The sequence below is a fragment of the Rhodoferax sp. SPJ4 genome (genome assembly GCF_058216275.1).
The window spans coordinates 1,129,092-1,152,339 of the sequence record NZ_JBYZMN010000001.1; the positions used below are offsets into that span (position 1 = coordinate 1,129,092).

The following is a 23,248-nucleotide window of genomic DNA, read 5'->3' on the forward strand; positions in this document are numbered from 1 at the left end:
CACTGGCACAGCCCTTGCTCAAAGACGGGGCACCACCAAGGAAGCCCCATGGCCAAAGCCGTTCTCACCATCAGCAGCAAAAACTACGGCGCCTGGGCTTTGCGAGGCTGGCTGATGGCCCGCCTGGCCGGCCTGGACTTCACTGAAAAGGTGATTCCACCGGACGACCCGGCGATGAAGGCCGAGATGCTGCTGCTGGCACCGTCCATGTTGGTGCCCTCCTTGCAGCACAACGGCATCAAAGTCTGGGATACGCTGGCCATTGGCGAGTATTTGCACGAGGTCAAGCCTAAGGCCGGACTGCTGCCGGGCGATGCCAAGGCGCGCGCCCATTGCCGGGCCATCTGCGGCGAAATGCATTCGGGCTTCAGCGCGCTGCGCGGGGCCTTGCCGATGAACCTCAAGGCCCATCACCCGAACTTCAAGGTCTGGTCACGCGCCCAGGCCGACATCGACCGGGTGGTGGCGATCTGGCAGGACTGCCTGACCACCTATGGCGGCCCTTACCTGTTTGGCAAAAAACCCGGCATGGCCGATGCGATGTACGCGCCGGTGGTGACGCGCTTCCTCACCTACGCGGTGCCGCTGGACCCGGTCTGCGCCGGCTACGGCCAAACCATCATGGCCTTGCCGGCGATGCAGGAATGGGTGGCCGCAGCCCGGCTGGAGCCGGACGAGATCGACGAACTCGACGCCGAGTTTTAACAAACACCCCCGAAACGGCCTTTGGCCGTCTCCCCCTCCAGGGGGCGACACCAGCAGCCCGGCCAAGCCGGATCTGCGGTGTCCCTGGCGAAGACACCAGCGCTAGGAAGTCCAGGGCGTGGGCGGCGGGATCTCGCAGACCGGCTCCACTTCGATGGTCTTGAAATCGGCTGGCGAGACGATCTCCAGGTACTCCATGTCGGGCGAGTAGTCGAACAGGTAGTGGCGGATGCCGGGGCGCTGGTGCACCACGTCACCGGCCTGAACCAGCGTGACCTGGTCTTCGTACATGAAGCGGGCCCAGCCCTTGACCATGATGACGATCTGGAAGTCCGCCTCATGGCGGTGCCATCCGGTGCCCCCATCCGGTGCCATGTTGGCCTTGACCAGGTGGGCGATCACCTGGCCGTGGGTGGCCTCGGCAATGCCAAGGTCGCGGTAGAGAAAAAAGTCACGCAATCCGCCAGAAACATAGCCGGTGTCGCCGGGTCTGACATGCGAGAACTGGGTGGTGGTTCGGTCCAGCATGGTGCGCTCTCCTGGGTTCAGCCTCGGGTCGATGCTGCACTGCGGCATGAAAGCATGAACCGTTCCAAAAGGGCAGCGGCCGTCGGGGATAATTGGGGCATGAGCGGCAACACCTTCGGCACCCTTTTCGCAGTCACCAACTTCGGCGAGTCCCATGGCCCGGCCATCGGCTGTGTGATCGACGGCTGCCCCCCCGGCCTGGCCCTGAGCGAGGCCGACATCCAGCCCGACCTGGACCGCCGCCGGCCCGGCACCAGCCGCTACGTGACCCAGCGCAACGAGCCCGACGCGGTGGAAATCCTGTCCGGCGTCTACCAGGGCCAGACCACCGGCACGCCGATTTGTCTGCTGATCAAGAACACCGACCAGCGCAGCAAGGACTACGGCGACATCGTCCAGACCTTCCGGCCCGGCCATGCCGACTACACCTATTTGCAGAAATACGGCCTGCGCGACCCGCGCGGCGGCGGCCGCTCCTCGGCCCGGCTCACCGCGCCCATGGTGGCTGCCGGCGCGGTGGCCAAGAAATGGCTGGCCGCCAAATTCGGCACCCGCTTTCACGGCTGCATGACGCAGATCGGCGAACAACCAATCGGCTTCGAGTCCTGGGACCATGTGCCCAACAACCCCTTCTTCGCCCCGGTGGCCGACACCTCGGCCCTGGAGGCCTACATGGACGCGCTGCGCAAGGCCGGCGACTCCTGCGGCGCCCGCATCCGGGTGGTGGCCAGCGGCATGCCGGTGGGCCTGGGCCAGCCGCTGTTCGACAAGCTGGATTCCGACATCGCCTTCGCGATGATGGGGATCAACGCCGTCAAGGGCGTGGAGATCGGCGCTGGTTTTGCCAGCGTGGCCCAGCGCGGCAGCCAGCACGGCGATTCGCTGTCGCCACAGGGTTTCCGCTCCAACAACGCCGGCGGTGTGCTGGGCGGCATCAGCACCGGGCAGGACCTGGAAGTGAGCATTGCCATCAAGCCCACCAGTTCCATCCTGACGCCGCGCGAAAGCATCGACATGGCGGGCCAGCCCACCGAGGTCATCACCAAGGGCCGGCACGACCCCTGTGTGGGCATCCGTGCCACCCCGATCGCCGAGGCCATGCTGGCCCTGGTGGTGATGGAGCATGCGCTGCGCCACCGCGCCCAGTGCGGCGACGTGGTGGCCCCGCTGGCCGCCATCCCTGGCGCGGCCTGAGGCCATGGGCCCGTCCGGGGCCGGCCGCGGCGGGCTGCTGCCGTTCGCCGCGCTGTCGGCGAGCTACTTCGCCCACATCGGTTTCTTCAACCCGTATTTGCCGCTGTGGCTCAAGGAGCTGGGCTTTGGCATTGTGGCCATCAGCCTGTTGACCTCGGTGCAGTCGGCCACCCGCATGGTTGCGCCCTATGCCTGGGGGGTGTTGAGCGACCACACCGGTGAGCGTGTCAAGCTGCTGCGTTTTGGCGCCACGGTGGCGCTGCTGGTGTCTTGTTCCCTGTGGCTGCAGCCCGGACCGTTGGGCCTGGCGCTGGTGCTGGTGCTGATGTTCAGCCACACCAGCGCGATGATGCCGATGAGCGAGGCCGCGCTGGCCCACCGCGTCACGGTGAACGGGGTGTTCGACACCAAACGCTACGGCCGGGTGCGGCTGTGGGGCTCGCTGGGGTTTCTGGTCACGGTGTTTGTGGCCGGGGCCTGGTTCGAGCGTTTCGGCATGGGTGATTTCCCGGCCTGGACGGTGGCCACGCTGGCCGCGGTGGCCCTGAGCGCCTGGCGCCTGCCCGATGTGAAAGAGGTGCCGCCGACCCGCGAGGCCAGGCCACCGGTGGGGCCGGTGCTGCGCCAGCCGGCGGTGCGCTGGTTTTTTGCGTCGGTGTTCTGCCATGTGCTGGCCCACATCGGCATCTACGTGTTCTTTTCGCTCTACCTGGACGCGCTGGGCTACAGCAAAACCATGATCGGTGTGCTGTGGGCGGTGTCGGTGCTGGTGGAGATTGCCTGGTTTTATTTCCAGAGCCGCTGGCAGCACTGGCTCAGCCTGCCGGGCTGGCTGTTGCTGTGTGCACTGGCCATGGTGTTGCGCATGGCACTCACCGTGGGCTGGGCCGATGTGCTGTGGGTGCTGCTGCTGGCCCAGGCCCTGCACGCGCTGACCTTTGCCGCCCACCACACCGCCTGCATCGCGCTGCTGTCCGAGCATTTCCCGGGCCGGTTGCGTGGCCGCGGCCAGGCGCTCTACACCGTCATCGGCTACGGCATGCCAGGCGTGCTGGGCGGTGTGCTGGGCGGCCTCTTGAGCCAGCGTTTCGGCCTGGTGGCGGTGTTCTGGCTTTCGCTGGCGGTGGCGCTGCTGGCCTCGGCCTGCGCCTTCAGTGTGTGGCGTCGTCAGCCGCGCCCCGCCAGCGCAGCGGGTTGAAGCCGCTCACCAGCGCCGAAGCCACCAGCACCAGCGCCCCGCCGGCCAGCACGCCGGGGCCGATGGCCTCGCCCAGCACCAGCGCGCCCCAGCCCACACCGAACAGCGGGATCAGAAAGGTCGGGCTCATCGCGGCCATCGGCGTCAGGTGGCGGATCAGCCGCAAATGCATCCAGTAGGCCAGGCCGGAGGCCACCACGCCCAGCACCGCCGTGGCCAGCAGTGCGCCGGGCGTGAAGCGGGCCTCGGGCCAGGCCCACAGGCCACCGGGCAGCACCATCAGCACCGCGCCCAGGTGCACACCGGCGGCCAGCGGCAAGGGGGCGATGCGGGTGGTGGCGCGTTTCATCAGTGGCAGGCACAGGCCGTAGCAGGCGGCCGCGCCCACACAGGCCAGTGCCGCCCACAGCACCTCGGGCGTGGGCTGGACCGGCCCCAGCCGCACCACCAGGCCCACGCCGGCCACGCCAAAGGCGCAGCCCAGCCACTTGGAGCGGGTCAGCGTGTCCTGGCCCAGCCAGCTGGACGCCACCGCGCCAAACAGCACCGAGGTGCAGTTCAGCAGCGCGCTGTAGCCGGCCGGCAGCCGCAGTGCCGCCCAGGCGTAGAGCGAGAAGGGCAGGGCCACCGACAGCAGGCCCAGGCCGGCCAGCTCCAGCGCATGGCCGCGCGGCCAGGGTTGGCGCAGCAGCCCCATCAGCGTGCACAAGGTGAGGGTCGCCAGCGCGATGCGCAGCACCGCCAGCACCGGCGGCCCCAGCACCGGGCTGGCGATGCGGATGAACATGAACGAGGCGCCCCAGACCGCGGACAGCAGCAGCAACTGGAAGAAATGGCGGGCCTTCACCAAACGATTGTGGCCCAGCAACCCCAACCCGTGGGCAGGCCTGCGCCAATTTGCTACCCTTGGGACTTCATTGCAGCCACCACCATGACCACTTCTTCCGCGCCCACCGTCCTTGTGCTCAACGGCCCCAACCTCAACCTGCTGGGCACCCGCGAGCCCCAGGTCTATGGCTCGGCCACGCTGGCCGACGTGGAGGCGCTGTGTGCCAGCGCCTGCGCCAGCCACGGCCTGACGCTGGATTTCCGCCAGAGCAACCACGAAGGCCAGCTGGTCGACTGGCTGCACGAGGCCGGCCGTGCCCAGGCCGCCGGCCAGCTGCTGGGCGTGGTGTTCAATGCCGGCGCCTACACCCACACCAGCGTGGCGCTGCACGATGCCATCAAGGGCACGGGGCTGCGGCTGATCGAGTTGCACATCTCCAACGTCCATGCCCGCGAGGCCTTTCGCCACCATTCCTACATTTCGCCGGTGGCGCAGGGCGTGATGGCCGGCTTTGGTGTGCAGGGCTATGCCTTGGCCATTGCGGGACTGGCCGCGCTGGCAGGTTAGGCGCCATGCTGCGGCCGCCGGCGGTCGACGCCTCGGAGGTCGAGATCAGTGCCATCCGGGCCCAGGGCGCGGGCGGGCAAAACGTCAACAAGGTGGCCACCGCCGTCCACCTGCGCTTTGACATCGCGGCCTCGTCGCTGCCCGAGGACGTCAAGGCCAGGCTGCTGGCGCTGCGCGACAACCGCATCACCGACGAGGGGGTGCTGGTGCTCAAGGCCCAGCAGTACCGCACCCAGGAGCAAAACCGCTGCGACGCGCTGGCGCGGCTCAACGCGCTGGTGGCCACGGTGGCACTGCCGCCCCGGGTGCGGCGCCCCACCAAACCCACCTATGGCTCTAAACAGCGCCGTCTGCAGGGCAAAAGCCTGCGTTCCGAGGTCAAGTCGTCGCGCCGCCGGGTGGATGAGTAGCGCAAAGGCCCCCGCCAGCAGCGCCAAGCAAAGCCGCCTAGCATGGGCTTCATTCCAGTTTTGCTGAAATCACCATGTCCCAGCCTGTGTCTCTCTCCATCGATTTCGTGTCCGACGTCTCCTGCCCCTGGTGTGCCATCGGCCTCAGTGCGCTGGAACTGGCCCTGGACCGGCTGCGCGACCTGGCCACCGCCACCATCACCTGCCGGCCCTTCGAGCTGAACCCGCAGATGCCGCCGGGCGGCCAGGACATCACCGAGCACCTGACGCAGAAATACGGTTCCACGCCCGAACAGCAGGCCCAGATTCGCGAGACCATCCGCCAGCGCGGTGCCGAGGTGGGTTTTGTGTTCCGTGCCGAGGGCCGGGGCCGCATCTACAACACCTTTGATGCCCACCGGCTGCTGCACTGGGCAGCCGTGGTGGATCAGGGGCAGGGCGGTCAGCAGCTGGCGCTGAAGAAAGCCTTGCTGCGGGCCTATTTCACCGAGGGCCAGCCACCGGAATCCCACGCGGTGCTGGTGGCGGCCGCGGTGTCGGTGGGGCTGGACGGGCCCCAGGCCCACGAGGTGCTGGCCAGTGGCGCCTGGGCTGCCGAGGTGCGCGAGGATGCCCAGGTTTGGCGGCAGGCCGGCATCCAGTCGGTGCCGGCCACCGTCGTCAACCGCCGCCATCTGATCTCCGGCGGTCAGCCGGTTGAGGCCTTCGAGCAGGCCCTGCGGCAGATCGCCGCCAGCCTGCAGACGGCCTGAGTCCTGCCTCAGGGCGCAGGGCTCAGGCGCGCACCTGCAAAGCCGGTTTGCCAGCGCCGCCGGCACTGGCGTGTCGCAGCTTGTCGGCTGCCGGGGCCGGGCCGAACACGATCTTGCCCGACAGCTGGCCCCCTTCCTCGATCACCACCCGGCCGTAATGCACCGTGCCGGTGACCTTGCCGGTGGCGTGGATCACCAGCTTTTCGCGCACCGTCAGCTCGCCATCGAACAGGCCGCGGATTTCGGCGAAATCGATTTCTGCCGAGCCCTTGAAGGTGCCGGTCTCGGCAATCCGGATCACCCGCGAGTCCATCGTGGCCTCCACCGTGCCTTCGACCACCAGGGTGTCGCAATCGGTGATCTCCACCCCTTTGAGCTTGATGTTGGGCCCGACCGTGAGCTTGCTGCCTTCGGTCGGCGGCGCGGCCTTGTCCACGGCCGCAGGCTGGGTTGCTTGTGGGGCCGGGGCGGGCGACGTGGACGGGGCCGAAGCGGGTGTCGTCGCCATGCCGCCGATGGGGTGGCCACGCAGCCCAAAACCGTCGTTGTCGCGCTTGTTGAAGAAGGGGGTTTGCAGTGCCATCGGTGGTCCTTGGTTGAAAGGACCGATGGTAGGCAGGACCTCTGTGTGAAGCTGTGGGTGGAATGCAAGAACTGTAATGAGCTGTGTGCCCCGGTTAGGGTGTGGAATGGCCCTGGCCGTCTGCGGCCTCTGCGCCATGGCCACCCCTCCGGGTGTGGCTTGGACCGACAATAGGAGGCGTTGCGGCCGCGCCTGTGCAGGGTGTGGCTTGCTGAAAGGATTGTTGCCATGACCGTTCCCTCCGCCACCGGCCCCACCACTGCCCCGTTGCCCGCGCTGTTTGTCTCCCACGGTGCACCGCTGTTCGCGGTGGACAAAGGCAGCAGCGGCCCCGCCTTGCAGGCCTGGGGCACGGCACTGCGGGCCCGCCACGACTTGAAGGGCGTGGTGGTGATGTCGCCGCACTGGATGCCGCTGCGGCCCACCGTCATGGCCCATCCCCAGCCCGACACCTGGCACGACTTCGGCGGCTTCCCGCCGGCGCTCTACGAGTTGCAGTACCCGGCCCCGGGCAGCCCGGCGCTGGCCGAGCGGGTGCGTGCGCTGCTGGACGCCGACCAGATCCCGGTGGTGGTGGACGACCAGCGCCCGCGCGACCATGGGGCCTGGGTGCCGCTGATGCATTTGTTTCCGCAGGCCGATGTGCCGGCCATCCAGCTGGCGCTGCCCCGGGGCGCCAGGCCGGCCGATGTGTTCCGCATGGGGCGGGCGCTGCGGGGCTTGCGCGACGAGGGCATTCTGCTGATGGGCAGCGGCAGCATGACCCACAACCTGCGCGAGTTTTTTGGTGGCATGCCCCCCATCGACAGCGAGCCCGCGCCCTATGTGGTGGCTTTCGCCCGCTGGGTGGAGGCGCTGATCATGCTGAACGACCAGAACGGCCTGTTGCGCTACGAGCAGATCGGTCCGAACGCCAAGCGCGCCCACCCGGAAGACGACCATTTTCTGCCGCTGTTTTTCGCGCTGGGCGCCTCCGACTGGGCCGAGGGCGATGGCATCGACCCCGAGTACATCACCCGCGAGGTGATGTACGGCATGCTGGCGATGGACGCGCTGGCTTTGCCGCCGGCCAGCGCCACGGCTCAGGCGTAATCCGCCACCGGGATGCAGCTGCAGAACAGGTTGCGGTCGCCGTAGACGTTGTCGATGCGGCCCACCGGCGGCCAGTACTTGCCCCGCTTCAGGTGGGCCAGTGGGTAGGCCCCCAGCTCACGCGGGTAGGGCCGGTCCCAGGTCTCACCCAGCAGGCTGGCCGCGGTGTGGGGCGCGTGTTTCAGCGGGTTGCTGAGCTGCGGCCATTCGCCGCTTTCGATGCGGGCGATTTCGCCACGGATGGCCACCATGGCGTCGATGAAGCGGTCCAGCTCGGCCAGGTTCTCGCTTTCGGTGGGTTCCACCATCAGCGTGCCCGGCACCGGAAAGCTCAGCGTGGGCGCATGAAAGCCGTAGTCCATCAGCCGCTTGGCCACGTCCTCGGCGGTCACGCCGCTGGTCTCCTTGAGCGGCCGCAGGTCCAGGATGCATTCGTGGGCCACGTCGCCGCGTTCGCTGGCGTACAGCGTGGGGTAATGGTCTTTGAGCCGGGCGCTGATGTAGTTGGCGCTGAGGATGGCCACCTCGGTGGCTTGTGTCAGGCCCTCGGCACCCATCATCCGGCAGTACATCCAGCTAATGGGCAAGACGCTGGCGTTGCCCAAGGGGGCCGCAGAGATGGCACCCACTGCCGGGCTCTGCATCGCCGAGGCCGAGCCACCGGCCGTGGCGTGGCCGGGCAGGAAGGGCGCGAGGTCGGCCACCACACAGACCGGGCCCACGCCGGGGCCGCCGCCGCCGTGGGGGATGCAAAAGGTTTTGTGCAGGTTCAGGTGGCTGACGTCGCCGCCAAACTCGCCCGGCGCGGCCACACCCACCATGGCGTTCAAGTTGGCGCCGTCCACATAGACCCGGCCGCCATGGCGGTGCACCAGCGCACACAGCTCGGACACGCTGGCCTCGAACACACCGTGGGTGCTGGGGTAGGTCAGCATCATCGCGGCCAGGTGGGCGCTGTGCTGCTCGCATTTGGCCTGCAGGTCGGCCATGTCCACATTGCCCTGGGCGTCGCAGGCCACCACCACCACCGTCATGCCCACCATCTGGGCACTGGCCGGGTTGGTGCCATGGGCGCTGCTGGGAATCAGGCAGATGTGGCGGTGGCTTTCGCCGCGCGAGGCATGCCAGGCGCGGATGACCAGCAGGCCGGCGTACTCGCCCTGGCTGCCGGCGTTGGGCTGCAGGCTGATGGCGGCGTAGCCGGTGGCCTGGCACAGCCAGTCGCGCAGCTGGCGGTCGAGCTCGGCATAGCCTTGCAACTGGTCGGCCGGCGCGAAGGGGTGGATGTGGGCGAACTCCGGCCAGGTGATGGGCAGCATCTCGCTGGTGGCGTTGAGCTTCATGGTGCAGCTGCCCAACGGGATCATGCTGCGGTCCAGCGCCAGGTCCTTGTCGCTCAGGCGCCGGATGTAGCGCAGCATCGCGGTTTCGGAATGGTGGCGGTGGAACACCGGGTGCGTCAGGAAGTCGCTCTGGCGGCGCAGCGCGGCCGGGATCAGCGGTTCGGCGCCCTCGGCCATCGCGTCCCAGCGCGGCATGGGCCGGCCGGGCTGCACAAAGAACGACCACAGCATTTCCACGTCGCTGCGGGTGGTGGTTTCGTCCAGTGCAATGCCCAGGTGGTGGGTCAGCCGGTGGCGCAAATTGGCCCGTGAACGCAGCGCGCGGCCCAGGATGGCGTCGGTGGCCTGGCCGGTGTGCACCGTCAGTGCGTCAAAGGCGCTGGCATGGCTCAGGCCATAACCCATTTGCTGCAGACCACGCGCCAGCACCGCGGTGTAGGTGGCCACACGGCGGGCAATGCGGCGCAGGCCGTCGGGGCCATGGTAGACCGCGTACATGCTGGCCAGCACCGCCGGCAGCACCTGGGCGGTGCAGATGTTGGAGGTGGCTTTTTCGCGCCGGATGTGTTGCTCGCGGGTTTGCAACGCCAGCCGGTAGGCCGGGTCGCCATGGGCGTCCACGCTCAGGCCCACCAGCCGGCCGGGCAGTGAGCGCTTGAAGGCGTCGCGGCAGGCCAGGTAGGCGGCGTGCGGCCCGCCGTTGCCCATGGGCACACCGAAGCGCTGGGTGGTGCCCAGCACGATGTCGGCGTCGAACTCGCCCGGTGGCAGCAGCAGCGTCAGCGCCAGCAAATCGGCCGCCACACACAGGGCCGCGCCCACCGCATGGGCCTGGGCGGCCAGCGGCCGCAGGTCGTGCACCATGCCGGTGGTGCCGGGGTACTGGGCCAGCACGGCGAAGTAGTCGCCCCCGGCCATCAGCTGGGGCACGGTGGCGCTGGCCGAACTGACCTTGACGGTGATGCCCAGGGGTGCGGCGCGGGTCTGAATCACCTCGATGGTTTGTGGGTGGCAGTCGCCGGCGACGATGAAGACGTTGCTGGGGCTCTTGACGCTGCGCTTGGCCAGCGTCATGGCCTCGGCGGCGGCGGTGGCCTCGTCCAGCATGGAGGCGTTGGCGATCGCCATGCCAGTCAGGTCGCAGACCATGGTCTGGAAATTGACCAGTGCCTCCATGCGGCCCTGCGAAATCTCGGCCTGGTAGGGCGTGTAGGCGGTGTACCAGGCGGGGTTCTCGAGGATGTTGCGCTGGATGACGCTCGGCATGTGGCTGCCGTGGTAACCCATGCCGATGAAGCTCTTGAAGACCTGGTTGCGGGCCGCAATGCCGCGCAGTTCGGCCAGCGCCGCCGGCTCGCCCACCGCCGGCGGGATGGCCATGGCCGAGCGCCGGGCAATCGACGGCGGCACGATGCGGGCCACCAGCTCGGCCCGCGAGACCGCGCCCACGGCCTGCAGCATGCGGGCCTCGTCGGCCGGGGTGATGCCAATGTGGCGGGCCACAAAAGCTTGGGTGTTGTCGAGTTCGGCCAGCGAGTCGCTCATGTCAGGGGCAGGGCAAAGAGGAAAGAAAGAACAGAGGCAGGGGTTGGGCTCAGGCGTCCTGGGCGAAGGCGGAATAGCCGGTTTCGTCCATCAGGTTGTCGAGCTGGGCCGGCTGGCTCAGGCGTACCTTGAAGAACCAGCCGCTGCCCAGCGGGTCGGTGTTGGCCAGGCCTGGGTCGGCGCGCAGGGCTTCATTGACCTCGACGATCTCGCCGTCCACCGGCATGTAGACGTCGGCCGCGGCCTTGACCGACTCGACCACGCCGGCCACGTCTTTCTGCGCCAGGGCCTTGCCGACTTCGGGCAGATCGACAAACACCACGTCGCCCAGCGCGTCCTGGGCATGGTGGGTAATGCCCACCACGGCGGTGTCGCCGTCGATGCGCAGCCATTCGTGGTCGGGGGTGTATTTGACGGTCATGGGGTTCTCCAGAGACGAGGGTTCAAACAGGGCTGGCCGCCAACGCGGCGGCCGCAGGACAAGCTCAGCCGCGGTGGTAGCGGTGGGGCACAAAGGGCAGGGCACAGACTTCCATGGCCACCGCCTTGCTACGCACCATGGCGTTCAGCCGGCTGCCCAAAGGCGCCCATTTTGCCTGCACCCGGGCCAGCGCCACCGGCTGATCGAGGCTGGGCGACAGCAGGCCGCTGGTGACTTCCCCAACCACCGTGCCGTCGGCGTCGTGCAGCACCACATGCTCCCGCACCGGCACCCGATCCAGGGCCTTCAGGCCCACCAGCCGGCCGGGCAGCGTGTCCACGGGGCCGGCGAGCTGGGCCAGCACATGGTCAGCCCCGGGGAAACCGCCGGCCCGCGCGCCGCCCGGGCGACGCAGCTTGGGGATGGCCCAGCCCAGGGCGGCTTCGGCCGGCGTGGTGGCGCTGTCCATGTCCTGACCGTACAGGCAAAGGCCGGCCTCCAGCCGCAGCGAATTGCGGGCACCCAGGCCGGCGGGCTTGACCTCGGGCTGGGCCAGCAGCGCGCGGGCCAGGGCCTCGGCCTGGTCGGCCGGCACCGAAATTTCGAACCCGTCTTCGCCGGTGTAGCCGCTGCGGCTCACCGTGAGCGGCACGCCCTGCCAGTCGAAACGGCCGCCGGTCATGAAGACCAGCGCGGCCACGCCGGGCAGCAGCCGGGCCAGCGCGTCCACCGCGCGCGGGCCTTGCAAGGCCAGCAGCGCCAGTTGCGGCTGCGGTGCGACGCTGCAGCGCGCACCGATGCGGGCCTGCAAATGGGCGATATCGGCGGCCGCGCAGGCGCCGTTGACCACCAGAAAGTAGCAGGGGGTGGCGCCGGGCAGGCGCAGAAACATCAGGTCGTCGAGGATGCCGCCGGCCTCGTTGAGCAGCAGGCCGTAGCGCTGCTTGCCCTCGGGCAGGCCCAACACGTCCATGGGCATCAGGCTCTCCAGCGCTGCTGCCGCGTCCGGGCCAGATACCAGGATCTGGCCCATGTGGGACACGTCGAACAGGCTGGCCGCCTGCCGGGTATGCAGGTGTTCGGCCATCAGGCCGGCGCCGGGGCCGCTGTACTGCACCGGCAGGCTGTGGCCGGCAAAGGGCACCATGCGGGCGCCCCGTTCCAGGTGCAAGGCGTTGAGCGGGCTGAGCCGCAGGACGGCTGCCGGGGAAGAGGGGGGTGGGTTCAAGGCGGCTCCAGCAGGGGTCCTGCGCCCGCATGCGGGGGCGCGGTTCACCCGCTTGCGGGTGGGGCCCTGATTTTAGCCGTTGGCCTCAGCGGTCTCGGGCGGCAGCAGCATGGCCAGGCGTTCGCCGATGGCGTCGGCCCGGGCGAAGCCGGCGATTTTTTCCACCTCGTCCATCAGGGTTCGGGCCGCGGCCAGCATGGTGTCGCGGTCACGGGCCTGGCGCAGGCCCTCCCGCAGCCGCTCGGCCAGCACCGGATCGCGGCGGGCGAACAGGCGTTCGCAGAGGTCGAACAGAAACATCCGGGCGGTGGCCAGCGAGCGCCGACCCTCGAACGGGTCGCTGCCGCGAGCCACTTGCTCCAGAGGCGCCACCGCCGGGCCAGGGGCTGCCTGCGGTGGCGGGGTGGGCACCGGTTCCAGGTAGCCGTCGGCCAGCAGGCGCAAGGCCAGCGCAGCGGTGTCGTTGCCGCAGACCGTGCCCATGGCCGCCACGGTCTGGCGGCCGTTGGCCATCAGCAGCAGACTGCGCTCGCGCAGGCTCAGGGTGCGCATGCCGGGCAACAGCTCGGCTCGGCCTTTGTCGGTTTTTTGCAGCAGCATGGTGGGCATGAAATGACCCATCACTGTGCCCGTCGACTGTGACGTGGTGATGAAGCACCGAGGCCGAAAGGGCGCGCAAAGGCGCCGCTACACTGGTTTGGCCTTGCCATAACAACACCCGGAGACAACATGAACGACCAGAACGGTTACGACATCGAAGACCTGAGCGAGGGCATGACGGCCAGCTTTGCCAAAACCATCACCGAGGCCGACATCGTGTTGTTCGCCGGCGTGTCGGGCGACAACAACGCCATCCACATCAACGAGGAATTTGCCGCCAGCACGCCCTTCGGTGGCCGCATTGCCCATGGGTTCCTGACCGCCAGCGTGATCTCGGCCGCCATTGCCAACCGCCTGCCCGGCCCGGGCACGGTCTACCTGAGCCAGCAGATGTCGTTTCGTGCGCCGGTACGGCCCGGCGACACGGTGCATGCCACCGTGAGCGTGAAGACGGTGGACGCCGCCCGCCGCCGGGTGACGCTGGAAACCGTGTGCCGTGTCGCGGGGGTGGTGGTGATCGATGGCGAGGCGCTGGTGATGACCACCTCGCGCGCCAAACGCGAGAAAAAAGCCCTGGCCTGAGGCCTGCCGGAGACGCGCGCCTGCCTCAGCCGGCCGCGGGCGGGGTGTCGGGCGGCGGGCTGTTGTCCGACCACTCGTGGCGACGGCAGCCGGGCTGCGGGCAACTGCCCTGGCCGTAGAAGGGGCAGCGTTCGTCGCTGCAAAGCAGGCTGGCCGCCACGTCCAGCACCACCTTGCCAAACGGCGGCTGCTGCAGCGGGTGAAAACCCATGGCCGCCATCATCGCGGCCGGGTCGGTGCGTGGCGCGGCGGCGCCGGCCACATGCATGTCATACACCGGTGTCAGCTGCGGGTTGAGCACCAGCAGGCCCAGCAGGCGCAGGTTGGGGCCGGAGGCCTGGGCGGCGGCCACGGCCGGGTCGCCCACCGAGGGCTCAACCTCGAAATGGAACACCGCCGACTGCAGTTGCTCGGCCGGTGCCTGGAAGCGCAGCGACAGCGGCGGCATCAGCGGGTGGCTGCCCAGCATGCGTGCCAGCACCGGTGACACCGTGGGCGGCACATGGGGCGCATCGGTCGAGCGCTCGGCGAACAGCTGCAGGCTGAAATCGACCTCGGGGGCGTTCTCCGGAAACACCTGGCCCTGGGCATGGAACAGCGCCCGGTCGGTGTCGGCAAAGGGCAGGTGGGCCAGTGGGGTGGTGGCGCTCGCGACAGCGGCCAAAGGCGCCGCAACGGAGGCTGGCGATGCGCTGGGCACGGGGCCACCCAGCGGCGGGCGCACCAGGGGTGTGCCGGGCAGGGGCGGTGGCAATTTCAGGCCGGTCAAGGCCTCCACCACCTGGTGGGCCCAGGCCAGCGTGGCCGGCGGTGGTGGGCCAGACAGCTGCCGGGCCGCCACCGACAGCACCAGCGGCGTGCCCACCACCGGTGGGCGCAGCGAGGGGTCGGTGCGGACCGGCGCTCTGAGCGCCTTGGGGTCGATGGGGGGCGCCCCCACCACCGCCCGGGTCGCGCCTTTGCCGGCCGAGGCCAGCTGGCCCTCGGTCGCGGTGATGGCCTGCAGGTTGGCGATCTTGGCCGCGGCAGCGTCGGGGGTGATCTTCATGCCAGGGGCCTGTGCGGCGGATGGGGCGGCCGGTGTGGCTTACATGCCGGCGTAGTTGGGTCCGCCGCCGCCTTCGGGCGTGACCCAGACGATGTTTTGCGTCGGGTCCTTGATGTCGCAGGTTTTGCAGTGCACGCAGTTCTGCGCGTTGATCTGCAGCCGGTCGCTGTTGTCGGCGTTCTTCACGTACTCATAGACACCGGCCGGGCAGTAGCGCGCTTCGGGCCCGGCGTACTTGGCCAGGTTGATGCTGACTGGCACCGAGGCGTCTTTCAACGTCAGGTGGGCGGGCTGGTGTTCTTCGTGGTTGGTGTTGCTGATGAACACACTGGACAGGCGGTCAAAGGTCAGCTTGCCATCGGGCTTGGGGTAGGCGATGGGCTGGCACTCGGCGGCCGGCTTCAGGTAGGCGTGGTCGGGCTTGTCGCGGTGCAGCGTCCACGGGATGTGGCCGCGCAGCACAAACTGCTCGAAACCGTTCATCAGCGTGCCCACGGCCAGGCCGTGCTTGAACCAGTTCTTGAAGTTGCGGTCCTTGTTCAGCTCGGTGTGCAGCCAGCTGGCCTCGAAGGCCGCGGGGTAGGCGCTCAGCTCGTCGTGCTGGCGGCCGGCCACCACCGCGTCATAGGCGGCCTCGGCGGCCAGCATGCCAGTCTTGATGGCCGCGTGGCTGCCTTTGATGCGGCCCACGTTGAGGTAGCCGGCATTGCAGCCCACCAGCGCGCCGCCGGGGAACACCGTCTTGGGCAGCGAATTGAGGCCGCTGGCGTTGATGGCGCGGGCGCCATAAGAAAGGCGTTTGGCATTGACCTCGCCTTTGTCGTTCTCGAAGTACCAGCGCACATTGGGGTGGGTCTTCCAGCGCTGGAGCTCTTCGAACGGGCTCAGGTAGGGGTTCTCGTAGCCCAGGCCGGTGACGAAGCCCAGCGCCACCTTGTTGCCCTCCATGTGGTACAGGAAGGCGCCGCCATAGGTTTTGGCGTCCATCGGCCAGCCGGCGGTGTGCATCACGAAACCGGGCTGGTGGCGGCTGGGGTCGATCTCCCACAGCTCCTTGATGCCGATGCCCCAGCTCTGCGGGTCTTTGCCCTCGTCGAGCTTGTACTTGGCAATCAGTTGCTTGCCCAGGTGGCCACGCGCGCCTTCGGCGAACACGGTGTACTTGCCCAGCAGTTCCATGCCGAGCTGGAAGTTGTCGGTGGGCTCGCCTTCCTTGTTGACGCCCAGGTTGCCGGTGGCGACACCTTTGACCGAACCGTCGTCGTTGTACAGCACCTCGGCGGCGGTGAAGCCGGGGAAGATTTCCACGCCCAGGGCCTCTGCCTGTTCGCCCAGCCACTTGGTCAGCGAACCCAGGCTGATGATGTAGTTGCCGTGGTTGTGGGCGAACGGTGGCAGCACCATGTTGGGCACACGGAAGGCCGACTTCTCGCCCAAGAACACGTAGGCGTCGTCGGTGACCGGCTGGGTCAGCGGAGCGCCCTTGGCCTTCCAGTCGGGGATCAGCTCGGTCAGGGCCTTGGGGTCCATGATGGCGCCGGACAGGATGTGGGCACCGGGCTCGGAGCCTTTTTCCAGCACCACCACCGAGACGTCGGTGCCCTTCTCGGCCGCCAGTTGCTTGAGTCGGATGGCGGTGGCCAGGCCACCGGGACCACCGCCCACCACCACCACGTCGTACGCCATGGATTCGCGGGGGCCGAACTGGGCCAGTATTTCTTGGTTGGTCATGCGGTGTCTCGCTGGATAATGGGCCGACGGCTGCCGGAGATCTAACGGATTTTATTCGGGGAATGGCGGCCCGCCGCCTGGCGGCACTGACGTTTTGTGGAGACGCTCTAAATGGCATACAGCATCGATTTGTCGGGCCGCGTGGCCTTCATCACCGGCGCGTCCGGCGGCCTGGGCGCGCAGTTCGCGCGCGTGCTGTCGCGCGCCGGGGCGGCGGTGGTGCTGGCCAGCCGCCGGGTCGAGAAGCTCAAGGACCTGCGCGCCGAGATCGAAGGCGAGGGCGGTGACGCCCATGTGCTGGAACTCGACGTGACTGACCACGACAGCATCAAGGCCGCGGTGGCCCATGCCGAAACCGAGGTGGGCTCGATCGACATCCTGGTCAACAACTCGGGCGTCAGCACCACCCAGCGCCTGCAGGACGTGAGCGAGGAAGACTACAACTTCGTGTTCGACACCAACGTCAAGGGCGCGTTCTTCATGGCCCAGGAGGTGGGCAAACGCATGCTGGCCCGGGCCCGTGGCGCCGCCCCCGGCAGCTACACCGGTGGGCGCATCATCAACATCGCCAGCATGGCCGGCCTGCGGGTGCTGCCGCAGATCGGCGTGTACTGCATGAGCAAGGCCGCGGTGGTGCACATGACCAAGGCCATGGCGCTGGAGTGGGGCAAGTACGGCATCAACGTCAACGCCATCTGCCCGGGCTACATCGACACCGAAATCAACCACCACCACTGGCAAACCGATCAAGGCCAGAAGCTGGTGCAGATGCTGCCGCGCAAGCGGGTGGGCCAGGCCTCGGATCTGGACGCCATCCTGGTCATGCTGGCCAGCAACGAAAGCCATTTCGTCAACGGCGCGGTGATTGCCGCCGACGACGGTTTTGGCGCGGCCTGAGCCCTTTTCACCTGGCCCTGAACCGATGAAATTTTCGCTGCCTGAGACCAAGAAGCAAGTCCACGAAATGGTGATCCCCATCCGCTGGGGCGACATGGACGCGATGAACCATGTCAACAACACCACCTATTTCCGTTACCTGGAAACCATCCGCATCGAGTGGTTCCGCGCCATCGGTGCGCCGGCCAACCCGATGGGGGAGGGGCCGGTGATCGTCAACGCCTTCTGCAATTTCTACAAGCAGCTGGAATACCCGGGCGATGTGCTGGCCCGCATGTATGCCAGCGACCCGGCCCGAACCACCTTCGAGACCTGGTGCACGCTGGAGCGCACCGACCTGCCCGGCGTCATCCACGCCGAGGGCGGCGCCACCACCATCTGGGTCGACTTTCCCAGGCAAAAGGCCGTGCCTCTGCCGGATTGGGTGCGCGCCGCAGTCACGCCAGAGGCGCGGGTCTGAGCGGTCGGCTCAGCAGGTTGCCAGTGCCTGTGCCACCTCGGAGAACTCCAGGTTGTCGATGTGTTGGCGAACTCTCTCGAATGACGACGGTCCGAGCTTGTGACGCAGCTGGGGTGCAAGCGACTTGAAGGATTCGATGGCTGCCAGATCGGCTGAGCGCAACTGGTCCAGCAAATGGGACAGGGACTTGGGATCCATGGGCTCCGCGGAGTCCTCCCACCGTTCCTGGACATTCAAGAACCCTGACACCAGCGACTGCAGCCGGCTTTGCTCCTCGCGCAATTCCCTCAGAACGGACGGGAACGAAGCCACATCCTGGGTCAGGCAAACGGTTTCCGCGCGAGCGGTGACGCTGTAAAGGGCGTCAGCACCCAAGGTGCCCGCACAACCCTTGAGGCTGTGCAATTGTGCGGCCAGCGCAGGTGTTGGGCCGTCGACCGCCTGTTTGTTGAACAGGGCTGACAGTTCGTCCATCAGGTTGCGCAACAGCGTGCGGAAAAGGGCAAGGTCTCCCTTGAGCCGGTTTCTCACCACCGGCATGTCAATGCCTTCAAGGGATGGCCAGGCGTCGCCATGCTTGGTCTGGTCGGTGCGGGCGGCGATGTGCCGCTTCAGGTGTTTGCCCATGACCTGCACCAAATGGTCCGGGTCAAAGGGCTTGGCCAGCACATCGTCCATGCCCGACGCCAGGGCCCGAGAACGCTCGCTGGTGGTGTTTCCCGCGGTGAGCGCCACGATGGGGAGAGCCTGGAGTCCCAGACCGCTGCGGATGCGGCGGGTGGCATCGCAGCCATCCAACACCGGCATTTGCACGTCCATCAACACCAAATCGAAGCGGGCATCCGGGTTGGCGAGGGCGTCGACGGCCTGTTGACCGTTGTCCACCAATGTGACGATGGCGCCTTCGTGCTCGAGGATGCGCCGTGCCACCTCCAGGTTGATCTTGCTGTCGTCAGCCACCAGCACCCGCACATTCCGGATGTCGACGGATCCGCTGTCGCCGTCCGTCGCTGCGTTGTCTGACACCTCACCCGGCATGCACAAGGGCATTTCCAACTCGACCGTGAATTCGCTGCCACTGTGCGGGGTGCTGGTCACATGGACCTGACCGCCCATCATGGTCACCAGCTCTTTGACGATGGACAGCCCCAGGCCCGTGCCGCCGAAGCGCCGGGTGGTGGTGGAATCGGCTTGGACGAAAGGGGCGAAAAGCTTGGGCAGGACATCGCTTGCAATACCGATACCGGTGTCCTTGACACTGAATTGCAGCAACGCACGCATCCCGTCGTTGCGCAGCACCTGGGCGCTCAGTCTCACGGTGCCATGGTCCGTGAATTTGATGGCGTTGCCCAACAGGTTGTGCAGAATCTGCTGGAGCCGGGTCTCATCCCCACGGACATGGCAGGGCATGTCGTCAGAGAGAACCAAGTCCAACCGAAGGCGCTTCGTTTCAGCCTGGACCCGAAAGAGGTTTTCGACCTTCTTCAGCAGGCCGCACAGGGCAAACGGTCGCCTTTCGAGGTGCATTTCCTCAGCCTCGATTTTGGACAGGTCCAGCACGTCGTTGAGCAGGTTCAGCAAGGATTGGCTGGACAGCTTCATTTTTTGCAGCAAATCGGCCTGGTTGGCGTCCAACCGGGTTTTCTCCAGCACATGGGTCAGGCCGATCACCGCGTTCATGGGTGTGCGTATGTCATGGCTCATGTTGGCCAGGAATCGGCTTTTGGCCAGGTTGGCCGCCTCCGATTTTTGCACCGCATGGCGCAGCGAAGCCTCGTACTTTTTGCGCTCACTGATGTCGTGTGCCACGGCCAGGTAGCCCAGCAGCACACCAGCGCTGTCGGTGATGGCGGTCATGCCCAGTGACACGGGGACTTTGTGCCCGTCCTTGTGCACATAGTTCCATTCCATGGGCCGATTCAAGTACTCGGCTTCCGTCAGCACATACGCTCCCCGGACTGTTCTGCCCAGTCGCTTGCCGAGCTCGGTCGCCCTTTGCGAGAGTTGTTCTTTGTCCAACAACACACGTCCTGGCAAGCGCCCCACCACATCCTCTGCTCTGTACCCGAGCATGTTTTCGGCCCCCCGGTTGAACAGGTTGATCATTCCCTCCGGATCGACGGCCACAATGGCCACCTGGGTGGACGTCGCCAAAACCGAGTTCAACAGGGTCAGGGTGCGCTTGAGGTTGTTCTCGAACGCCTTGCGCTCCGTGATGTCGGTGCCAATGGAGAACAGACCGTTTGTCCTGTGGTCTTCGTCCAAATCAGGCACCAGGCGAACTTCCTGGATGCGCTGCTCCACAGAGGACTCAAACGTGAGCCCCTGGCTCGCAATGCCGTCTGCAAAACGTTCTGCGAGCTCGCGCCCGTTGGCACTGTCCACATCCGATGCGGCATGACCAAGCAGGTCCTTTTTGGCCAGCCCCAGCTGGCGGCAGAAGGCCGAGTTGACAAAGCGGTAACGCAGTTCCTGGTCGAGGTAAGCGATGGACAAGGGAAGCTTGTCCGTCACTTGGCGCAGAAAGCGGTGCGCGGTTTCTGTTTCCTTGCGCGCCAGTTCGGCACGCAGCAGGAGCTGGTCATTCTCCTCCAGGGAGCGGGCCAAAGCCTGCCGGCTCTCTACCAATTCGCTGACGTCGTGAACCAGCACATAAAAACCCCGCACCTGGCCGTCCACAATGTCTGGCAGGTAATGTGCCAGGGAATGGCGATTGCCCTGACCATCCGGCCTGGGGATGGACCGCTCGAACGTTTGCGCTTCGCCACGCAGCGCGGCTTCAATGTGAACGCGGTTCTTTTCAAACAAGGTTGCCCCGAGCAGGCTGGACATGGTCCGCCCCGGCAGCTGCTCGTGGTCCACACCAAACCATTTGGCGTAGGCCTGATTGGCCATGCGATTGACGAGGTCATGGTCCCAATAGCCAATCATGGACGGCACGGCATCCAAAACCGCACGCAGGTCGTGGCTGGTGGCACGGAGTTGTTCGGTGCGCTCCAGCACCAAGGCCTCGAGGGAGGCATTCATGCTGGCCAGGCGGTTTCGGTCCTCGATGCTCTGACGGATGTCACGCAGGAACTTCGTGTAACCGACACAATCCCCGTTTTCCCCCTGGATGGGTGCGGTGGTGATGGACACATCGATCAGTTCACCCGATCGATGGCGGCGTTTGGTTTCCAGTGGACTGTGGCGTTTGCCTGCCTTCGCCGCAGCGGCCAGCTTGTCCTCTTCCGCTTCCAACTCCGGCGGTAGCAAGAGGAACTTGACGAACTGACCGATCGCTTCGGTGCCAGAGTAGCCGAACAGGCGTTCGGCACCGTCGTTCCAGTCCGTGATCTGGCCGTCCAATGTCAGGCTGATGATGGCGTCGTCAGACGACTCCACAAGGGCGGCGCGCCGGGCTTGATCCAGCCGCTGGCGGCGGGACTTTTCGCGAAGTTGGGCCAGCATGGTGGCCACCGCGGCCAGGAGCACCGTGATCAGCCCCGCCGTCAACCCGACCTGAATCGGTGACTGAAGCCTCAGCGAGGCCATGAACTGCGGTGTGGCCGTCACTGTGGCCACCCAGGTACGGCCGAAGATGGGCAACTCCATCCGCTTCTGTGGCAGGACGTCGGGCGAGACGCCACCCTCGGCCATCTGGAAAAAGGGCTGCTGCTCTGGTGAGCCCTTGTCTTGCAAGGTCAGCTTGAAACGCTGGGGGTCTTTGAACAGGTCTTTCAGCACCTCGTCCGTCACCAGGGCCGCGTAACTCCACGCAATGGTTTGGGACAGTCGCTCCTCGGCGAGTTGGCTGGGCTGGTCGGTGTTGTACACCGGCAGCATCAGCAGAAAGGAGCGCATGGCCAGCCCGGAGGCCTGAACCAGCGTGATGGGTGCGGTGAGGGTGGCCCTGCCCGTCTGCGCCGACTGCAGCGCCGCCTCGCGGCGGTTGGGCTCAGAGGCCACATCGAGGCCGACCGCGGCGCGATTCGGCTCGATGGGCTCGATGTACTGGATCACAAAGCGGTCGCCGTCGTGTGGCTCCAACTGCCGGACGGCGAACGATGGCCAATCGTCAATTCGGGCGGCACGCTCAAAGCGGGCTTGGTCCTGCTTGGGCACGCGGTATATCAGGCCAAAACCATGGGCGCCAGGGAACTCGATCGGGAGATCCCGGGTCAAGCTGTAGGCTTTGAAATCCTGTCTGGTGATGCGGTTGGGGTTTGCCACGACGGCGCCGCGGCCACCACGCAGACCGTATTCGTACCGCGCCATTCTTTCTTTGATGCGGTCGGTCACTTCCAACGCCATGGTGTCGAAATGCCGCTGCGCCTCGTTCTGGTTGGCCTGGAATCGCCACCAGGCACTGAACGCGGTCACCAGCAGGCCCAGCAGCAGCGTAATGCCGCCGACCCAAGGCACGAGCCTGGGTCGATTCAGGCGCTCAGTCGGCATGGTGGCGTGGATGAAAGGTGCACCAATTGGGGCGCCGGTGACGCCGGGCGGTGGCGCGTCACGGGCTGGAAGCATGCCCGGGCCCGGCCGGCGGCTTTGGCCATGTAGAGCGCGCTGTCGGCCGCCTGGATCAGGTCGCTGGCCTGGATGTCGCGGTCGAACCCGGCGTCAACGGCCTCATCTCCGGGGATGGCCAGCAGGTGGTCTTGGCAGGCCACGCCAATGCTGACCGTGACGTGGCTGGCGACCGGCGACGTCGCATGGGGAATTTGCAGCGCGGTCACGGCCTCCAGCATTTTGGCCGCCACGTGCATGGCACCCTCTTGGCCGGTGTGCGGCAGCAACACGGCGAATTCCTCACCGCCGAAGCGTGCCACCAGGTCCGCAGGCCTCATGACCGACTGCCGCATCGCCATGGCGATCTGGCGCAGACTGGCATCACCGGCCGGATGGCCATAGTGGTCGTTGTAGTTCTTGAAATGGTCCACATCCACCATCAGCAAGGCGATGGGATCCCCGGCGCGCTGGCAGCGAAGCCACTCCTGCGTCAGGGCCGCATCGAAACCCCGTCGATTCGTGGTTTCGGTCAGCGCATCGATCAAGGCCATGCGACGCAATTCGTCGGTCAGGTGTTTGATGTGCAACTGGGTTTTCACCCGTGCCAGCAGCAGGGGCTCGCTGACCGGTTTGGACAGGAAATCCGCGGCGCCCAGGTCCAAACCACGCAACTCGTGTTCCTGGTCCTTGTGGCTTGTGACAAAAATCACGGGGATGTTGGCCAGGGTGACATCCTTTTTCAGGGCCACGCAGACCTCGTAACCGGTCATCCCCGGCATTTCGGCGTCGAGCAGGATCAGATCGGGGCGTGTGTTCCTTGCCTGGTCCAATGCGGCCTGGCCGGACGTGGCGAAGGTCAGTTGCCCCACGTTGGACAGCGCTTTGGCCATGACCTGAATCATCCCGGGTTGATCGTCAACCAGCAGAATTTTGGGTTGGGGCGTCATGTGGTGTTGTTCTGTGTTGTGGGGGATGGCACATCCTGGACGTGCCTGTGTCGGTGTTATCGGTGCGTTGGGCACAGACTTGAATGGCGGCAGC

The 23,248-nt window shown here is 66.7% G+C and carries 21 protein-coding genes; 10 read left to right on the forward strand and 11 right to left on the reverse strand.

The window, feature by feature from the left end:
• Positions 1 to 48: 48 nt before the first annotated feature.
• Positions 49 to 705, forward strand: a complete 657-nt coding sequence (locus tag AC4BAR_RS05585; RefSeq protein ID WP_490626812.1) for a glutathione S-transferase — start codon at positions 49 to 51, stop codon at positions 703 to 705.
• Between the two features lie 102 nt (positions 706 to 807).
• Here the strand turns inward: AC4BAR_RS05585 and AC4BAR_RS05590 are convergent, their stop codons facing one another.
• Positions 808 to 1,233 carry a cupin domain-containing protein gene (locus AC4BAR_RS05590; protein WP_490626813.1) on the reverse strand — a complete coding sequence of 142 codons (426 nt, stop codon included), beginning with the start codon at positions 1,231 to 1,233 and terminating at the stop codon, positions 808 to 810.
• 99 nt (positions 1,234 to 1,332) lie between these two features.
• Between AC4BAR_RS05590 and aroC the strand changes: the two genes are divergently transcribed.
• Together aroC and AC4BAR_RS05600 are read left to right on the forward strand one after the other, a co-directional pair.
• The gene (gene aroC / locus AC4BAR_RS05595; RefSeq protein WP_490626814.1) at positions 1,333 to 2,427 is read left to right on the forward strand and encodes a chorismate synthase; all 1,095 of its coding nucleotides are present in this window, start codon (positions 1,333 to 1,335) and stop codon (positions 2,425 to 2,427) included.
• A 4-nt stretch (positions 2,428 to 2,431) separates the two neighbouring features.
• Positions 2,432 to 3,625: an MFS transporter gene (locus tag AC4BAR_RS05600; protein WP_490626815.1), complete on the forward strand. Its 1,194-nt coding sequence runs from the start codon at positions 2,432 to 2,434 to the stop codon at positions 3,623 to 3,625.
• On the opposite strand, the gene AC4BAR_RS05605 is transcribed toward AC4BAR_RS05600, so the two are convergent.
• Positions 3,579 to 4,472, reverse strand: a complete 894-nt coding sequence (locus AC4BAR_RS05605; RefSeq protein ID WP_490626816.1) for a DMT family transporter — start codon at positions 4,470 to 4,472, stop codon at positions 3,579 to 3,581. The two genes, AC4BAR_RS05600 and AC4BAR_RS05605, sit on opposite strands and share 47 nt — an antisense overlap.
• An 84-nt stretch (positions 4,473 to 4,556) precedes the next feature.
• Here AC4BAR_RS05605 and aroQ point away from each other — a divergent pair, with 84 nt between their 5' ends.
• From aroQ to AC4BAR_RS05620, 3 genes are all read left to right on the forward strand, one after another.
• A complete protein-coding gene (gene aroQ, locus AC4BAR_RS05610; protein WP_490626817.1) occupies positions 4,557 to 5,021 on the forward strand; it encodes a type II 3-dehydroquinate dehydratase in 465 nt (154 codons plus the stop codon).
• Positions 5,022 to 5,026: 5 nt separating this feature from the next.
• Positions 5,027 to 5,431 (forward strand): alternative ribosome rescue aminoacyl-tRNA hydrolase ArfB, encoded by a 405-nt coding sequence (arfB, locus tag AC4BAR_RS05615; RefSeq protein WP_490626818.1) that lies wholly within the window; start codon positions 5,027 to 5,029, stop codon positions 5,429 to 5,431.
• A gap of 74 nt (positions 5,432 to 5,505) precedes the next feature.
• Complete coding sequence (locus AC4BAR_RS05620) at positions 5,506 to 6,183, forward strand: DsbA family oxidoreductase (RefSeq protein ID WP_490626819.1); 678 nt, start codon at positions 5,506 to 5,508, stop codon at positions 6,181 to 6,183.
• A 22-nt stretch (positions 6,184 to 6,205) separates the two neighbouring features.
• Here the strand turns inward: AC4BAR_RS05620 and AC4BAR_RS05625 are convergent, their stop codons facing one another.
• On the reverse strand, positions 6,206 to 6,766 hold the full coding sequence (locus AC4BAR_RS05625) for a bactofilin family protein (protein ID WP_490626820.1): 561 nt from the start codon (positions 6,764 to 6,766) through the stop codon (positions 6,206 to 6,208).
• 228 nt (positions 6,767 to 6,994) lie between these two features.
• Here AC4BAR_RS05625 and AC4BAR_RS05630 point away from each other — a divergent pair, with 228 nt between their 5' ends.
• Complete coding sequence (locus AC4BAR_RS05630) at positions 6,995 to 7,858, forward strand: DODA-type extradiol aromatic ring-opening family dioxygenase (protein WP_490626821.1); 864 nt, start codon at positions 6,995 to 6,997, stop codon at positions 7,856 to 7,858.
• On the opposite strand, the gene gcvP is transcribed toward AC4BAR_RS05630, so the two are convergent.
• The 4 genes from gcvP to AC4BAR_RS05650 form a co-directional block, all read right to left on the reverse strand.
• Complete coding sequence (gene gcvP, locus AC4BAR_RS05635) at positions 7,849 to 10,746, reverse strand: aminomethyl-transferring glycine dehydrogenase (RefSeq protein WP_490626822.1); 2,898 nt, start codon at positions 10,744 to 10,746, stop codon at positions 7,849 to 7,851. The genes AC4BAR_RS05630 and gcvP overlap by 10 nt on opposite strands.
• Before the next feature lie 49 nt (positions 10,747 to 10,795).
• Positions 10,796 to 11,167, reverse strand: a complete 372-nt coding sequence (gcvH, locus tag AC4BAR_RS05640; protein ID WP_490626823.1) for a glycine cleavage system protein GcvH — start codon at positions 11,165 to 11,167, stop codon at positions 10,796 to 10,798.
• A 64-nt stretch (positions 11,168 to 11,231) separates the two neighbouring features.
• Entirely contained in the window at positions 11,232 to 12,395 is a 1,164-nt protein-coding gene (gene gcvT, locus AC4BAR_RS05645) for a glycine cleavage system aminomethyltransferase GcvT (protein ID WP_490626824.1), read from the reverse strand.
• Between the two features lie 72 nt (positions 12,396 to 12,467).
• A complete protein-coding gene (locus AC4BAR_RS05650; protein ID WP_490626825.1) occupies positions 12,468 to 13,004 on the reverse strand; it encodes a hypothetical protein in 537 nt (178 codons plus the stop codon).
• 120 nt (positions 13,005 to 13,124) lie between these two features.
• On the opposite strand from AC4BAR_RS05650, the gene AC4BAR_RS05655 reads away from it, so the two are divergent.
• Positions 13,125 to 13,577 carry a MaoC family dehydratase gene (locus AC4BAR_RS05655; RefSeq protein ID WP_490626826.1) on the forward strand — a complete coding sequence of 151 codons (453 nt, stop codon included), beginning with the start codon at positions 13,125 to 13,127 and terminating at the stop codon, positions 13,575 to 13,577.
• A 25-nt stretch (positions 13,578 to 13,602) separates the two neighbouring features.
• Here the strand turns inward: AC4BAR_RS05655 and AC4BAR_RS05660 are convergent, their stop codons facing one another.
• Both AC4BAR_RS05660 and AC4BAR_RS05665 read right to left on the reverse strand, forming a co-directional pair.
• Positions 13,603 to 14,625, reverse strand: a complete 1,023-nt coding sequence (locus tag AC4BAR_RS05660) for a hypothetical protein (RefSeq protein ID WP_490626827.1) — start codon at positions 14,623 to 14,625, stop codon at positions 13,603 to 13,605.
• A 39-nt stretch (positions 14,626 to 14,664) separates the two neighbouring features.
• Positions 14,665 to 16,356, reverse strand: a complete 1,692-nt coding sequence (locus AC4BAR_RS05665) for an electron transfer flavoprotein-ubiquinone oxidoreductase (RefSeq protein WP_490626828.1) — start codon at positions 16,354 to 16,356, stop codon at positions 14,665 to 14,667.
• 111 nt (positions 16,357 to 16,467) lie between these two features.
• Between AC4BAR_RS05665 and AC4BAR_RS05670 the strand changes: the two genes are divergently transcribed.
• Complete coding sequence (locus AC4BAR_RS05670; protein ID WP_490626829.1) at positions 16,468 to 17,253, forward strand: SDR family oxidoreductase; 786 nt, start codon at positions 16,468 to 16,470, stop codon at positions 17,251 to 17,253.
• A gap of 25 nt (positions 17,254 to 17,278) precedes the next feature.
• Complete coding sequence (locus AC4BAR_RS05675; protein ID WP_490626830.1) at positions 17,279 to 17,713, forward strand: acyl-CoA thioesterase; 435 nt, start codon at positions 17,279 to 17,281, stop codon at positions 17,711 to 17,713.
• A gap of 9 nt (positions 17,714 to 17,722) precedes the next feature.
• Here AC4BAR_RS05675 and AC4BAR_RS05680 read toward each other — a convergent pair whose 3' ends face one another.
• Positions 17,723 to 22,150 carry a PAS domain S-box protein gene (locus AC4BAR_RS05680; protein WP_490626831.1) on the reverse strand — a complete coding sequence of 1,476 codons (4,428 nt, stop codon included), beginning with the start codon at positions 22,148 to 22,150 and terminating at the stop codon, positions 17,723 to 17,725.
• Positions 22,132 to 23,154, reverse strand: coding sequence for a diguanylate cyclase (locus AC4BAR_RS05685; RefSeq protein ID WP_490626832.1), 1,023 nt, complete (start codon positions 23,152 to 23,154; stop codon positions 22,132 to 22,134). The genes AC4BAR_RS05680 and AC4BAR_RS05685 overlap by 19 nt, the downstream gene beginning before the upstream one ends.
• Positions 23,155 to 23,248: the final 94 nt, after the last annotated feature.